Genomic DNA, 13,578 nt, shown 5'->3' on the forward strand with positions numbered 1-13,578 from the left:
CCCCCGCACACCCACACCGAAGCGACAGACACGAAAGGAACAGGACAATGGGCAACGGAGCATGGAGCGACCGGACCTTCGCCGCATCGGCGGGCGCCCGCCAGCGCAGCGGTCGGGCGGCCTTCGGCTACAGCGACGACGTACGCCGCAAGCCGGTCGCGCAGTGGAAGGCGCACCCGACGCTCGACCCGAAGGGCCTCACCGTCCGCGAGTCGCGCGACTCGGCCGAGCACCCGAACAGCACCCCGATCGCCGTCTTCTTCGACGTGACGGGCTCGATGGGCACGGTCCCGCAGCAGATGCAGGGCGAGCTGTCGAAGCTGCACGGGCTGCTGCAGCGGAAGGGCTACGTCGACGACCCGCAGATCATGTTCGGCGCGGTCGGCGACGCGGACACGGACTACGTGCCGTTGCAGGTCGGCCAGTTCGAGTCGGACAACCGCATGGACTCCCAGCTGCGGTCGATCTTCCTCGAGGGCAACGGCGGCGGCCAGATGAGCGAGTCCTACGAGCTGGCGGCCTACGTCATGGCCCGCCACACCGCGACCGACGCGTGGGAGAAGCGCGGCAAGAAGGGCTACCTGTTCGTCATCGGCGACGAGATGGGCAAGCCGAAGATCCGGGCGCGGCAGCTGCGCGACATCCTCGGCGTGAAGGCGCGGGAGGACGTGCGGTCGGAGGACCTGTGGCGCGAGGTCGAGGAGCGCTGGGAGGTGTTCTTCATCCTGCCGCGCCAGACGGCGCACTACGACAACCCGCAGGTCAACGACTACTGGCGCGCGATGCTCAGCGAGCGCCTGCTGCGCCTCGACGACCCGCGCGCGGTCTGCGACCTGATCGCCCTGACGGTCGGCCTGCTCGAGGACGCCATCGACCTCGACGAGGGCCTCGAGGACCTGCGCGACGTGGGCAGCACGAGCGGCGGCGCGGTCTCGCGGGCGCTCGCCACGGTCGGTACGGCGCGGGGCACCGCCACGCTCCCCGCTCACCTCGCGCGCGACCTGGGCGCGGAGCCGGACGACCTGGCCTGAGCCGGGCCCGAGCACACGAACGAGAGGAGAAGCGCGATGACCACCCAGCCGCACCGCATCGTCGTCGGCCTCGGCTTCGGCGACGAGGCCAAGGGCGCGACCGTCGACCGGCTCTGCGCGGAAGGCGGTGTGGCGGCGGTCGTCCGCTTCTCCGGCGGCCCGCAGGCGGCGCACAACGTGGTCGTCGACGGGGTCCACCACACGTTCCGGCAGTTCGGGAGCGGGACGCTCGCGGGGGTGGCGTCCTACCTGAGCCGGTACGTGCTGGTGAGCCCCGAGGCGCTGGGGGCCGAGGCGGACGAGCTGGCCGCGCGCGGCGTACCGGATCCCCTCGCCATGATCGCCGTCAGCCCCGACGCCCTGGTCGTCACGCCGGTGCACCGCGCCGCGAACCGCACGCGGGAGGACCTGCGCGGCGACGCGCGCCACGGGTCGTGCGGCCTGGGGGTCGGGGAGACGCAGCTCTACGCGCTGCCCGAGAACGGAGGCGCGGCGGCGATCCGGGTGCGGGACTGCCTCGCGCCGGACGTGCTGCGCGTGAAGCTGGCGGCGCTGCTGGAGCACTACGCGCCGCTGCTCGCGCAGGGGTGCCACGAGGTGCCGACCCTGCGGGAGATGGCGGTGGACCTGCTGGAGTTCGGGGCGGCGGTGGCGATCGTCCCCGACGTCGCGTACCTGACGGCGGCCGCCGCGGCCGGGTCGCTCGTCCTCGAGGGCTCGCAGGGCGTGCTGCTCGACGAGTGGCGCGGGTTCCACCCGCACACGACGTGGTCGACGGTGACGCCGGCCCCGGCGCAGGCCCTGCTGGCGGAGGCGGGCCTCGGCCGGGGCGAGGTCTGGGGCGCCGTGCGGTCCTACGCCACGCGCCACGGGGCCGGCCCCTTCCCGACGGAGGACCGCACGCTTGAGCTGCCGGAGGAGCACAACGGGTACGGCGCCTACCAGGGCGACTGGCGCACCGGGCACCTCGACCTCGTGCTGCTCGACTACGCGGCGCGGGTGTGCCGGGCGTCGGGCGGCCTCGACCTGCTGGCCGTCAGCCACCTCGATGCGGCCCCGGTGGGGGTGGCGACGGGCTATGCCTCCCTGCCGCTGGGGGACTTCACCGACCTCGACCACCAGTCGCGGTTGACAGCCGCCCTGGCGGCGGCCCGGCCGCAGGTCATGCCGCTGGAGGGCCCGGTCGACGAGGTCATCGCGCGGTGCGTCGGGGTCCCGGTGGGCATGCGGGCGTACGGCGCGGCCCGCGCCGACCGGGTGCTGGAGGTCGGCACGCGCGGAAGGGTCGTGGCGGCGTGAGCGTCAGGACCCCGCGCCCTTGCCGAAGCCGAGCGTGAGGCCCCCGTCGACCACGAGCTCCACGCCGGTGACGTACTTCGCGCGGTCGCTGGCGAGGAAGAGCGCCGCGTTGGCCACGTCCCAGGCGTCGCCCATGTGTCCCATGGGGACCTGGCGGTCGCGGGTGCGCCACATCTCCTCGACGTCCTCGCTGCTGTAGGCGTCGGTGATGCCGGCGACGCTCTGCACCATGGGCGTCTTGATGAGGCCCGGCAGCACCGCGTTGACGCGGACGTGACGGGCGGCGTACTCCGCGGCCGTCGTGCGCGTCAGGTGGTTCAGCGCGGCCTTGCTCGCGTAGTAGGCGGCGTAGGCGACGCCGCTCCAGCGGATGCTGGCGACGGAGGAGATGTTGACGACGCTGCCGCCGCCCTGGGCCTCCATCACGGGCAGGACGTGACGCATGGTCAGGAAGGCGGAGTCGACGTTGATCGCGAAGACGCGGCGCCAGTCCTCCGGCGTCACGTCCGCGACCCCGCCGAGGGCCGCGGTCCCGATGTTGTTGTCGAGCACGTCGATGCGCCCGTGGTCGCGCACGACGGCGCGGACGGCCTCGGCGACTTGGTCCTCGTCGGTCGCGTCGACCACCAGGGTCGACGCCGCGTGGCCCTCGGCCGCGATCATGGCCGCGGTCGCGGCGTTCGACTCGGCGTCGCGGTCGATGCACACCACGTGGGCGCCCTCGCGGGCGAAGGTGAGGGCCGTGGCGCGACCGTTCCCCATGCCCTCGCCGATGCAGCCCGCACCGACGACGACGGCGACCTTGCCGGTGAGCTCGTTCATGTCGTTCCTCTCGAGTGTGTCGTGCCCGACGGGTCAGATGGCGCGGTCGGCGGCGGCCCAGAACCGCTGGCGGACGTCGCGCTTCAGCACCTTGCCGTTGGCACTGCGGGGGAGCTGGTCGACGAACACGATCTGCTTGGGGGTCTTCACGCCGCTCAGCGACGAACGACAGTGGGCGACCACCGCGTCCTCGTCGAGCGAGCGCCCGGGCTTGAGCTCGACGACGGCAGTGACGCGCTCGCCCCAGTCGGCGTCGGGGGCGCCCACCACCGCGCAGTCCTCGACCTCGGGCAGCGACCAGATCACCTGCTCGACCTCGCCGGGATACACGTTGAAGCCACCCGTGATGATCATGTCCTTCTTCCGGTCCGTGAGGTGGAGGTAGCCGTCCTCGTCGAGGCGCCCCAGGTCTCCGGTGTGCAGCCAGCCGTCGCGGATGGTCTCCGCCGTACGTTCCGGGTCGCGGTAGTAGCCCTTCATCACCAGGTCGCCCTGCACGCAGATCTCCCCGGTCTCTCCCGGCGCGAGGACGGTGCCCTCGTCGGGGTCCTTGATCGCGACGCGCACGAGCGGGTAGGGACGGCCGCACGACGAGAGCCGGTCGTCGTCGGCGACGACACCGTCGCGCAGGTGCTCCTCCGGACGCATGAAGGTGATGGCGGCCGGCGCCTCGACCTGTCCGTAGCACTCGATGAAGACGGGCCCGAGCCGCTCGATGCCCGCGCGCAGCTTCCTGCTCGACATCGGCGCGGCGGCGTACATGACGTACTTGAGGGACGAGGTGTCGACGACCCGGTCCGCGAGCACGTCGAGGAGGCGGTAGATCACCGTCGGCGGCAGGAAGAGCTCCGTGACCCCGTGCTTCTCGATCGCCGGCAGGATGTGCTCGGGCGTCGCCCGCGGCACCACGACGACCGTGCCGCCGCGGGCGGAGGTCTGCAGGCTGAACAGGCCCGCCGTGTGGGTCATCGGGGCAGCGGCCAGGTTCACGGGGTGCTCGTCCTCGGTGTAGGCGAGGGCCAGCATCTGGTGGACGACCATGACGGAGAAGCTGCGGTGGGTGTTCATGACCCCCTTGGGGACGCCGGTGGTCCCGCCGGTCGGGGAGATCGCGACGACGTCGTCCATCTGCTGCCCCACCACGACGGGCGGGTACGACGGGCGCCCGCCGAGCCAGTCCTCCAGGACCGTGACGTCCGCCGCGGGACGGAGCGCGACGAGGCGCAGGTCGAGTCCCTGCCGGACGAACTCCTCGACCTGGTCGGCGAGGGCGGGGTCGTAGAAGAGGACCTCGACGTCGAAGCGCCGCAGGAGGTCGGCGTTCTCGTGGGCCGGGTTCCCGGGGTTGAGCGGGACCCAGGCGCCGCCGGCGCGCCAGACCCCGAGCACGCAGATCCACGCCAGTGGAGCGTTCGGGGACAGGACGGCGACCTTGCCCTCCCGCTGCAGGCCCTCGTCGAGGAGGGCGTGGCCGATGCGGCAGGACAGCTCGCGCGCCTCGTCGTAGGTCCAGCTCTCGTCGTCCGTGCAGTAGGCGACGGCGTCGGGGGAGGACGCCCAGCCCCGGTCGAAGAAGTCGATGATGGGCATGGCTCAGGCTCCTCGCAGGATGATGACGGAGGTCACGGCTTCCTCACCGCGGTGGAACCCGCCGCCGTTCTCGGCCAGGGCGACGCGAGCGCCCTCCACCTGACGGGTGCCGGCACGGCCGCGCAGCTGCTCCGTGAGCTCGAAGACCTGGCCGAGACCGGTGGCGCCGAGGGGGTGCCCCTTGGACTCCAGACCGCCGGACGGGTTGATGGGGATGCGCCCACCGATGGTGGTCTCACCGGCCTCGGCGGCACGACCACCCTCGCCGGGCGGCACGAGGCCGAGCATCTCCGACTGCAGCACCTCGGCGAACGCGGTGGCGTCGTGCACCTCGGCCACGTCGACCTCGTCGGGACCGAGCCCGGCGCGCTCGTAGGCCCGCCGCGCGACCCCCTGGGTGAGGTGACCCTCGAAGCGGGTGGTGTCGCGATCGTGACCGGTGCCCAGCACGGTGGCCAGCACCTCGACCGGGTGCTCCGCCCGGAGCCGAGCCAGACCGGCGTCGCTGCAGAGGACGACGGCTGCCGCTCCGTCGGTGACCGGGGCACACATCGGCACGGTCAACGGGTGGGAGAGCCGCCGCGCGCCCAGCACCTCCGCCACCGTCATCGAGCGCCGGTAGTGGGCCCGCTCGTTGTCGACGGCGTGGGCGTGGTTCTTCGCGGCGACCGCCGCGATCTGCTCGGGGGTGGAGCCGTAGAGGCGCATGTGCTGGCGGGCCATGGCGGCGTAGATGTCCATGAAGATGGACCGCGGGCCGAGGTCAGGTTCGTCCAGCTCCCCGCCGAGCTCCACGAGCGTCCGCTCGAGCGCGGCCCGGTCGGTCACGTCGAAGCCGGCCTCGAACAGCGACATGGTGCGGGCCGGGTCCCCGACGTGCATCTTCTCGGCGCCGACCGCCAGGGCCACGTCCGCCTCGCCGGCGCGCACGTAGGCGGCGGCGAGGTTGAACGCCGAGGCGCCCGTGGCGCAGGCGTTCTCGACGTTGTGCACGGGGATGCCCTCCAGGCCGAGGCCGCGCAGGGCGATCTCGCCGGAGATCGTGGCCTGGCCCTCCAGGAACCCGTGCGCCGCCGTGGCGTAGAAGGCGGCGTCGACTGCTGACAGCGACGCCCCTCCACCGGCGTCGGCGACGGCGTCGTGCACCGCCTGACGCGCCAGGTCGTGGTTGGTGCGGTCGGGGTGGACACCGAACGCGGTCATCCCGACCCCGGCGATCCAGGTCCTGCTGCTCATGCGGACGCTCCTCGGTCGATCGGTCGGGTCATCGCAGGGGCCGCTTGGCCGTCTCGGGCAGGAGGAAGTAGACGACCGTGCTCACGGCGGCGATCGCCGCGACGTACCAGCCGAACCGCTCCGCGTGGCCGATGTCGACCAGCCAGGTCGCGACGTACGGGCCCGTGCCCCCGAACAGGGCGACGGCCAGCGCGTAGGGGAACCCGATGCCCGCGCCGCGCAGCCGCGCCGGAAAGAGCTCGGCGGCGGTCGCCGCACTGATGCTGGCCCAGCAGGCGATGAAGAGCAGTCCGGTCACCTGGACGAGGAGCAGGCTCGCCATCGTCGGCCGGAGGGACGACAGGAGCGGAACCGTCGCGATGACGAAGAACAGGCCGAACGCGATCAGCATCGGACGGCGACCCAGCTTGTCGGACAGGGCGCCGCAGACCGGGAGCGCGAGGAGGAAGACCGACAGCGAGATGACGCCGGTGACGAGGCCCTTCGACACGTCGAAGCCGACGGTGATGCTGGCGTAGGTCGGCAGGAAGGCCGTCCACACGTAGAAGACCAGTGCGGGCGCGGCCGTGAGGCCGAAGATCTGCAGGGCTTCCTTCGGGTGCTCGCGGAAGAAGTCGAAGAGACCGACGCGGTCGCCCTTGGGCTTCTCGATGACGTCCTCGTGGAGCGTCTCCTCCGCCCGCCGACGCACCCAGAGGCCCACGAACGCGGCGACCGAGCCGAGCAGGAACGGGACGCGCCATCCCCACGAGGTCATGGCGTCGGCGGCGAGGAGGTTGGCCAGCAGCGCGGCCATGCCGATGGCAGCGAGGTTGGCGACGGTGGCGCTCATGTAGAAGACGCTGGAGAACAGCCCGCGGCGCGCGCTCGGGGCGGACTCGATGAGGAAGGCGGACCCGGCGGCGTACTCGCCGCCCGCCGAGGCTCCCTGGATGATGCGGGCGACGAGGAGGATGACCGGCGCGAGGATGCCGATCTGCTCGTAGGTCGGCGACAGACCGATCATCAGGCTGCCGACGCCCATGCCGACGATCGTCCCGCTCAGGGCGCGGCGGCGGCCGAAGCGGTCGGCGAGCACGCCGATGACGAGACCGCCGACGGGCCGGGCGAAGAAGCCGACGGCGAAGATGGCGAGCGTCGACAGGAGCGGGACCAGGCTGTCATCGGTGGTCGCGGGGAAGAACTGGCCGGCGAAGTAGATCGCCAGGATCGAGTAGATGTACCAGTCGAACCACTCGACGGCGTTCCCGACGCACACCGCGAGCAGCTGTCGGGATCTGCTCGTGGGGCGTGCGAGGGCGGTCGGTTCGGCGACGCGGGGTTCGGCCATGGTCATCTCCGTTGCGCGGGACACGACGGCTGCCGCAGCAGCCGGAAGTAGGACCCGACAACCATGCGATGCAGATCACACCGTCATCTATGGAGAACCGCCCAGTCTTCGTTGGCCGACCTTGTGCCCTCCTACAAAACTCCCAGCTCGAGCGCGTGCAACGTGTGGGCCAGGTCCACGAGGGTGTCGGTGCTCGCCAGGGACCTGCCCGTCAGCTGCTCGAAGCGGGCGAGGCGGTAGCGCACCGTGTTGACGTGCACGTGCAGCACGGCGGCCGCCGACGCCAGGTTCCGCTCGTTCTCCAGGTAGGCGCGGAGGGCGTCCAGGATGGGTCCGCTGTGGCCTCGCGCGGTCTCCAGGGGCTCGACGTACGTGCTCCTCAGGTGCTCGCCCAGCCACGGGTCGTGGCGGACGGAGAGCCGCCACCCCAGCCGTCCCACGGTATAGGTGCCCGGCACCTCCGCCCCCGCGGTGTCGAGGATCCGTTGCGCCAGCTCGAAGCTCTCGGCCAGGCGATCGGGGGTCACGGCCGGCCCGACTCCCAGCACGAGCCCGTCGACGTCGGCGGGGACGGCCTCCAGGATGCCGGCCAGGCGCTCCTCGCCGGGGATGACCAAGCACAGCTGGCCCGAGAGCCGCTCCGCGATCCGCGCCTGAGCGTCCGCTGCGGAGAGCTCGTCGACGGGCTTCGCGCTGAACGCGACGTACGACGCGTCCGGAGCGAGACCGAGACCTGCGCGTGCGCGGTCGAGGGCGTCGTCGTCGAGCCCGCTCCCGGTCAGGACCGCCGAGACCCAGGTGTCCCGGACGCGTTGCTCGGCGACGGCGCTCGCGACCGCATGCGCCCGGTAGGCCTTCGCCGCCTGAGCCGCGAAGACGTCGCTCAGCCTCCAGAGCAGGCGGGTGAGTCGCACGATCTCGGCGAGCTCCACCCCGAGCTCCTCGGCCGTCTCCGCGAGACGGTCCTGGATCGCGGCGATGGAGATGCGGAACCCCGACATGATGTCCTCGATCGGCAACCCGGCGGCGAGCCGTTCGAGCGTGGTCCGCTCGGCCTCCCAGATCTCGTCCTCGACGGGCACCGCTCCCTCGCGCAGGGTGCGCAACGCCCGTTCCCTGTTCCGTCCGAGGCTGACCACCAGTTGCTCGGTGGGGACGAGCGCGTAGGACGTGATCTCCGATCGGACGCGTCGGACCACGGGCTCGACCAGCTGCTCGTCCCGCGACAGGGCATCGACCAGAGCGGCCACGCGGTTCTCCTGGACCATCGGGCCATGGTGGCCCATGGGTGACCGGCCTCGGGCGGCTATCCGCACCGGCGTCGCCGGCGACCCCGCTGCGGGCCTCAGTGCAGCCCCGCGTCCGCCTCCGTCACGCGCCACGCGTGGAACCGCACGGCGAGCCCGGCCCGCGTCGGTGAGCAGAGGTAGGGCCCGGCCTCCGCGGCGCGCGCCCCGTCGAGCGGCGTGACCCTGACGAACTGCTGGTCCTCGCCCTCGAGCCCCGCCCGCACGACGAGCGCGTCGTCGGACCGGCTGACCCGCACGGTCACGCGCCGTCCCGACCAGTCGTCGACCGGCGCCACCGACCAGTCCGACCACCCGCGGGTCACGACGGCGCCGAGCTGCAGCAGCCCGTCGGAGCGCTCGAGGCCGGCCTTCACCCAGGTCTCCTCGTCGACAGCGACGAACACGCCCGCCTGGTCGAACTGCTCGGGCAGGTCGGCCGTGAAGGTCACCTCCAGCGCCGTACCGACCGCGAAGGGCGCCACCAGCGCGTGCGCGGAGTCGTGGACGAAGCCGTACGCCGTGCGTCGCCACGCGTCCGACCCCTCCGCTGCCGTCACGACGAGGTCGTCGCCGTCGGCGGTGGCCGTGACGGGGGCGTGGGTCCAGCGGCCAGTCGCCCAGGGCTGGTTCGTCATGACCCCATCGTGATGGATGCGAGCGCCCGTGCAACCCGTCGACCCCGTGCTGCGTCTTCTCAGCAGAACGATCTCGGGCACGACGGTTCCCCGTCGCAGCCTCGTCGCCGCGCCCCCACCGGGCCGACGACCTCCCACCTCTGCACAGGAGAACTGTCATGCGCGCACGCCTCGTCCCCACCCTCGTCGCCCTCGCCCTCGGCGCCCTGGCCGTCGGCGGCACGACCCTCGGAGCCAGCGCGGGAGCCGCGCCGGGCGCGAGCATGCCGTCGTACGACGCCGGTCCCATCACCCTCGACCCCGACGCCCCGCAGGGTGCGGCCGCCGGTGTCGTGTGGGCCGACGGCACCACGGTCCACCTCGAGGACGGCACGTCGTTCGTGCTCCCGGACGACGGCTTCGACACGGTCATCGACGTGGCGGCGTTCGGCGACCGCGTCGCCGTGACCCGCCACGACTCCTCCGTCGTGGCCTGGGCCCCGCGCCTCTCGATCTTCGACCGCGCCGGCACCCAGCTCGGGTGGACCGGTCTCGGCCGTGCCTCCGACGGCAACCTGGTGGCGGACGACGCCCACGCGAAGGTGGCCGTGCTGCAGCGCGGTCAGGTCGCCGTGATCGAGGCCGGTCGGCCGACCTGGACCCGGCTCACCGTGCCCGCCAGTGACTTCGGCGGCCTCCAGCGCATCGGCGCGCTCACCGGGGGCGCTTGCTCCGAGAGCGACTGCCGGGTCTACGTCTCGGACGGCGAGGAGAGCCACCGCCTCTCCCCCGGCCAGGCGCCGCGGTGGATGTGGACGCCCCAGATCCTCGTCGACGCGCGCGAGACGGCCGGCAACGACCAGCTGCTCGGCCTGCTCGACCGCGACCAGGAGGTCGACCCCGAGGTGCTCTTCTGGGGCATCACCGACGAGGACAACGCCCAGGTCTGGGGCCAGCAGGACTACGGGGTGCTGTCGTTCTCGCCCGACGGCAGCCTGGTGCTCGGCGACGACTCCTACCGGGACGGCGCCGGCTCCGGCACGCTCGCCTTCCTCGACAGCGCCACGGGCGAGCCGGTCACCGCGTTCGAGCCCGCCGAGGGCTGGTGGGTCGCCGACACCGCGTGGGAGGACGACGACCACGTGCTCGCGCAGCTCACCGACGCCGCCGACACGCTGGTGACGGTGCGCGTCGGCACCGACGGCTCGGTCGAGCACGTGCACACCGGCGGCTACGAGGACGTCGTCCTCGGCAGCTGACCTCAGACGACCGTCGCCGAGCGCGCTCGCTGCGGGGCGCGCTCGGCGACGGTGTGGGGTGGGTCAGAGCTCGGGGACTCCGGGTGCCTCCGGCTCGGCGGCCGGGCTGACCCAGCCCTCGGGCGGCTCGCCGGCCGGAAGCCCACCGGTGGCCTGCACGGCCGCGCGCAGACGCTCCTGCGTTCCGACCAGCCAGTCGAGCACGTCGTCCCACTGCTCCTCGTCGGTGATGACGGGGCCGACCCGGCGCATCTCGAGGCGACACGCCCGCTTGTCCGGCAGGTACTCGAACCGCAGCTCCTCTGGGCCGACCCGTGCCGACAGGTCGGGCTCGCGCTCCTGCAGCAGGGCCAGCAGGTACTCGTTGCGCCGCTTGTCGCCGGTGTCGATGTAGAGCTCGCTGCGACAGCCGCCGATCATGTACGAGACGCTCCACGTGTGACCCGGCGTCGTGGTCGACAGCGACCACCAGTTCGCGGCCGGAGCCGTGCCGGTCGTCCACCCCCGCGTGCGCGCGACCTCCCCGAACTTGGTCCAGAACCGCTTGTAGAGCTCGTTGCGGGGCGTCGCTCCCGCCGCGCCGGCGACGGCGTCCTGACGCGCGAGCTTCTCCCAGTCGTTCGGCGCGCAGACGAGCTCGAGCCGAGGCGCGACGAGGTTCTGGTCGGCTCCCTCCATCCGTACGGCGCCGAGCGAGATCCCGAAGAACTTGATGTCGGTGTTGGTGTTGGTGTTCAGCCAGTCGAGCGCGGCGCGGTGCTCCTCTCGGAAGATCTCCGCCATCCAGACGACGACCGCCGGGTTCGTGCCGCCCGCGTAGGTCATGATCTGCCCGAGGTGGGTGTGGTCGGTCGAGCCGAACTGGTTCTCGACGATGACGATCTGGTCGCTCCCGACGACGCGGCCCTTGAGGTCGAGCGCGAAGTTGCCGACCCGGTGCTCGCGCTCGTCGAGCTTGACCTGCACACCCAGCACGTCGGACAGCGCCGCTGAGTTCTCCAGCAGCCACGGCGTGAAGTGGTGCGGCTCCGTGGGCCACACCTGCCGGATGTCCACCGGCACCAGCTTGCTGATCTGCACGAGTCCCCCTGGTCTGCCGACGGACCGGCGCCGTCGCGACGGAGTGATCATCGTCGACGGTGTTTCGGAGAGAGGGCTGATTCACCAGAATTGCTAACCCGCGCGCGGCTGTCGGTGGTCTGCCCTAGCCTCCTGAAGGAGGCTGACGCGGTGGAGAAAGTGGCACTCACCGGAGCTGGGCCTGCTCAGCGACTGTGGCGGTCGCGCAGTGCACCGCGATGAACCGTCAGCAGACGACCGGGTTCTTGCCTGCGCAACAGTATGCATATCTATGATTACTGCTCGCCACCGCCGTTGCGACAGCCATAAATATGCATAAGTATGGGCACGTGACACCTACACAGCTCAACCGCCTGATCGCTGCCGGCGAGACCTACACCGTCGAGTTCAAACGTGGGCAGCGTGCGGCGATGAGCGACAACGACATCGTCGATGCGGCCATCTGCCTGGCGAACGGCGACGGAGGCCTGCTGCTGATCGGCGTAGAGGACGACGGCCGAGTCACCGGACTGGAACCACGTCACGGCTCCGTCACGCAGCCACACTTGCTGCAAGCAATGATCTTGAACCGGACGGAGTCGCCGCTGGCCACGTCCATCGAGCTGGTGGAGCTCGAAGGCAAGGAGATCGCTGTGATCGATGTCCCCGACGTCGCCGTCCCTGTCGGTTCCAAGTCGGGTAAGTACGTGCGGCGGTCGCTCCGCGCGGACGGCAAGCCGGAGTGCGTCGCTTACCCACTGCACGAGATGTTGTCGGTCGGGCTCACGGCCCAAGGGCGCGACTACGCTGCTACGCCCGCACGAGGTGCGTCACTCCGCGACCTCGACCGGGACGAGTTCGAGCGCTTCCGCCGGATGTGCGCCACGGGCAAGGGCGACCGGAGCCTCGCGGACCTCAGCGACGTCGAGATTCTGAAGAGCCTCCGGCTCGTGCTTCCGGAGCACGACAACCAGTTGACGCTCGGAGCCGTGCTCCTCTTCGGCTCAACTGGTGCTCTCGAACAGTACGTCCCTACGGCGGAGGTCGTCTTTCAAGAGATGCGAAACGGTTCGGTTGCGGCCAACGAGACGCTGAGGCTCCCCCTCCTCCGCGCGGCCGAACGACTGTTCCAGTTGATCAACGTCCGCAACTCCGAGCAAGAGCTCGTCCTCGGGCTCCACCGGATCGGGATACCCAGGGTTCCCGACGGGACCATCCGCGAGTCCATCGCGAACGCTCTGGTCCACCGCGACTACTCCGAGATCGGGCCAGTCTCGGTGCAGCTCAGTGAGGATCGGTTTCGCGTACGAAGCCCGGGCGGATTTCCGCCCGGCATCACCCTGCAGAACCTCCTCGACGACTCCAAGCCGCGCAGTCCGATCCTGGCTGAGGCATTCAAGCGCGCCGGCATAGTCGACCGCGCGGGCCGCGGTGTCCGCGAGATGTACACCCAGCTGCTCCGGGCCGGCCGCGGAGGACCGGACTACTCGGCGACCAACGACAACGCGGTGATCGTCCAGATCAGCACGAGTGATGCCGACCTGGAGATGGTCCGCTTCGTCCTCGAGTACGAGGATGCCGACGGCCGATCACTCCTTCTGCCACAGCTGCAGATCCTCCACGAGCTCAAGGCGACCGGTCCGCAGACCACGGCCGAGCTCGTCGAAGCGCTCAGGGAGGCCGAGTCCTCCGTGAGGACACACGTCGCCCGCCTTACCGAGATGGGCCTCGTGGAGTCCAGGGGAACGGGACGTCACCGGCGGCACCACCTGACCGCGGCCTTCTACCGGCTTGCTCAGTCGAGCGAATACGTCCGCCTCCGCGACACGGATCCGATCCAGCAAGAGCACATGATCCTGGCGTACGTCGACCAATTCGGCTCCATCACCCGGGGCAAAACGGCGGAGCTGTGCCACTTAAGTCCCGGACAGGCCCGCACCGTCCTGAAGCGACTGACCGAGGCTGGCGAGCTCGAGCTCCGCGGGGAACGACGGGGCGCTCACTACGTACGGCGGTCGACACCGAGCGACTGACGTCGGTTGGCTCCCG

The 13,578-nt window shown here is 71.3% G+C and carries 11 protein-coding genes; 4 read left to right on the forward strand and 7 right to left on the reverse strand.

Going from position 1 to position 13,578, the window contains the following annotated elements:
* Window positions 1-47: 47 nt before the first annotated feature.
* Both G3T38_RS07170 and G3T38_RS07175 read left to right on the forward strand, forming a co-directional pair.
* Window positions 48-1,031 carry a hypothetical protein gene (locus G3T38_RS07170; RefSeq protein WP_163771427.1) on the forward strand — a complete coding sequence of 328 codons (984 nt, stop codon included), beginning with the start codon at window positions 48-50 and terminating at the stop codon, window positions 1,029-1,031.
* Between the two features lie 36 nt (window positions 1,032-1,067).
* Window positions 1,068-2,330, forward strand: coding sequence for an adenylosuccinate synthetase (locus tag G3T38_RS07175; RefSeq protein ID WP_163771429.1), 1,263 nt, complete (start codon window positions 1,068-1,070; stop codon window positions 2,328-2,330).
* 3 nt (window positions 2,331-2,333) lie between these two features.
* On the opposite strand, the gene G3T38_RS07180 is transcribed toward G3T38_RS07175, so the two are convergent.
* The 6 genes from G3T38_RS07180 to G3T38_RS07205 form a co-directional block, all read right to left on the reverse strand.
* Window positions 2,334-3,152, reverse strand: coding sequence for an SDR family NAD(P)-dependent oxidoreductase (locus tag G3T38_RS07180; protein WP_163771430.1), 819 nt, complete (start codon window positions 3,150-3,152; stop codon window positions 2,334-2,336).
* Between the two features lie 33 nt (window positions 3,153-3,185).
* A complete protein-coding gene (locus G3T38_RS07185) occupies window positions 3,186-4,742 on the reverse strand; it encodes an AMP-binding protein (protein WP_163771432.1) in 1,557 nt (518 codons plus the stop codon).
* A gap of 3 nt (window positions 4,743-4,745) precedes the next feature.
* A complete protein-coding gene (locus G3T38_RS07190; RefSeq protein ID WP_163771434.1) occupies window positions 4,746-5,978 on the reverse strand; it encodes a thiolase family protein in 1,233 nt (410 codons plus the stop codon).
* 28 nt (window positions 5,979-6,006) lie between these two features.
* Window positions 6,007-7,308 carry an MFS transporter gene (locus tag G3T38_RS07195; RefSeq protein WP_206675818.1) on the reverse strand — a complete coding sequence of 434 codons (1,302 nt, stop codon included), beginning with the start codon at window positions 7,306-7,308 and terminating at the stop codon, window positions 6,007-6,009.
* Window positions 7,309-7,439: 131 nt separating this feature from the next.
* The gene (locus tag G3T38_RS07200; protein ID WP_163771436.1) at window positions 7,440-8,576 is read right to left on the reverse strand and encodes a PucR family transcriptional regulator; all 1,137 of its coding nucleotides are present in this window, start codon (window positions 8,574-8,576) and stop codon (window positions 7,440-7,442) included.
* 77 nt (window positions 8,577-8,653) lie between these two features.
* Window positions 8,654-9,232, reverse strand: coding sequence for a DUF1349 domain-containing protein (locus G3T38_RS07205; protein WP_163771437.1), 579 nt, complete (start codon window positions 9,230-9,232; stop codon window positions 8,654-8,656).
* A 158-nt stretch (window positions 9,233-9,390) separates the two neighbouring features.
* Here G3T38_RS07205 and G3T38_RS07210 point away from each other — a divergent pair, with 158 nt between their 5' ends.
* Window positions 9,391-10,470: a hypothetical protein gene (locus G3T38_RS07210; RefSeq protein WP_163771439.1), complete on the forward strand. Its 1,080-nt coding sequence runs from the start codon at window positions 9,391-9,393 to the stop codon at window positions 10,468-10,470.
* A 63-nt stretch (window positions 10,471-10,533) separates the two neighbouring features.
* On the opposite strand, the gene G3T38_RS22550 is transcribed toward G3T38_RS07210, so the two are convergent.
* Window positions 10,534-11,550, reverse strand: a complete 1,017-nt coding sequence (locus G3T38_RS22550) for a DUF4268 domain-containing protein (protein WP_163771441.1) — start codon at window positions 11,548-11,550, stop codon at window positions 10,534-10,536.
* A 311-nt stretch (window positions 11,551-11,861) separates the two neighbouring features.
* Here G3T38_RS22550 and G3T38_RS07220 point away from each other — a divergent pair, with 311 nt between their 5' ends.
* Complete coding sequence (locus tag G3T38_RS07220; protein ID WP_163771443.1) at window positions 11,862-13,562, forward strand: DNA glycosylase AlkZ-like family protein; 1,701 nt, start codon at window positions 11,862-11,864, stop codon at window positions 13,560-13,562.
* The last annotated feature ends 16 nt before the right edge of the window (window positions 13,563-13,578 follow it).

The organism is Nocardioides zeae, from assembly GCF_010686755.1.
Taxonomy (GTDB): Bacteria; Actinomycetota; Actinomycetes; order Propionibacteriales; family Nocardioidaceae; genus Nocardioides; species Nocardioides zeae.

What these genes read in the sequence shown, in the direction of transcription:
- G3T38_RS07180 (WP_163771430.1), bottom strand. Translation starts at nt 3,152, where the DNA reads ATGAACGAGCTCACCGGCAAGGTCGCCGTCGTCGTCGGTGCGGGCTGC.
- G3T38_RS07195 (WP_206675818.1), bottom strand. Translation starts at nt 7,308, where the DNA reads ATGGCCGAACCCCGCGTCGCCGAACCGACCGCCCTCGCACGCCCCACG.
- G3T38_RS07205 (WP_163771437.1), bottom strand. Translation starts at nt 9,232, where the DNA reads ATGACGAACCAGCCCTGGGCGACTGGCCGCTGGACCCACGCCCCCGTC.
- G3T38_RS07175 (WP_163771429.1), top strand. Translation starts at nt 1,068, where the DNA reads ATGACCACCCAGCCGCACCGCATCGTCGTCGGCCTCGGCTTCGGCGAC.
- G3T38_RS07190 (WP_163771434.1), bottom strand. Translation starts at nt 5,978, where the DNA reads ATGAGCAGCAGGACCTGGATCGCCGGGGTCGGGATGACCGCGTTCGGT.
- G3T38_RS07210 (WP_163771439.1), top strand. Translation starts at nt 9,391, where the DNA reads ATGCGCGCACGCCTCGTCCCCACCCTCGTCGCCCTCGCCCTCGGCGCC.
- G3T38_RS07220 (WP_163771443.1), top strand. Translation starts at nt 11,862, where the DNA reads ATGCATAAGTATGGGCACGTGACACCTACACAGCTCAACCGCCTGATC.
- G3T38_RS07200 (WP_163771436.1), bottom strand. Translation starts at nt 8,576, where the DNA reads ATGGTCCAGGAGAACCGCGTGGCCGCTCTGGTCGATGCCCTGTCGCGG.
- G3T38_RS07170 (WP_163771427.1), top strand. Translation starts at nt 48, where the DNA reads ATGGGCAACGGAGCATGGAGCGACCGGACCTTCGCCGCATCGGCGGGC.
- G3T38_RS07185 (WP_163771432.1), bottom strand. Translation starts at nt 4,742, where the DNA reads ATGCCCATCATCGACTTCTTCGACCGGGGCTGGGCGTCCTCCCCCGAC.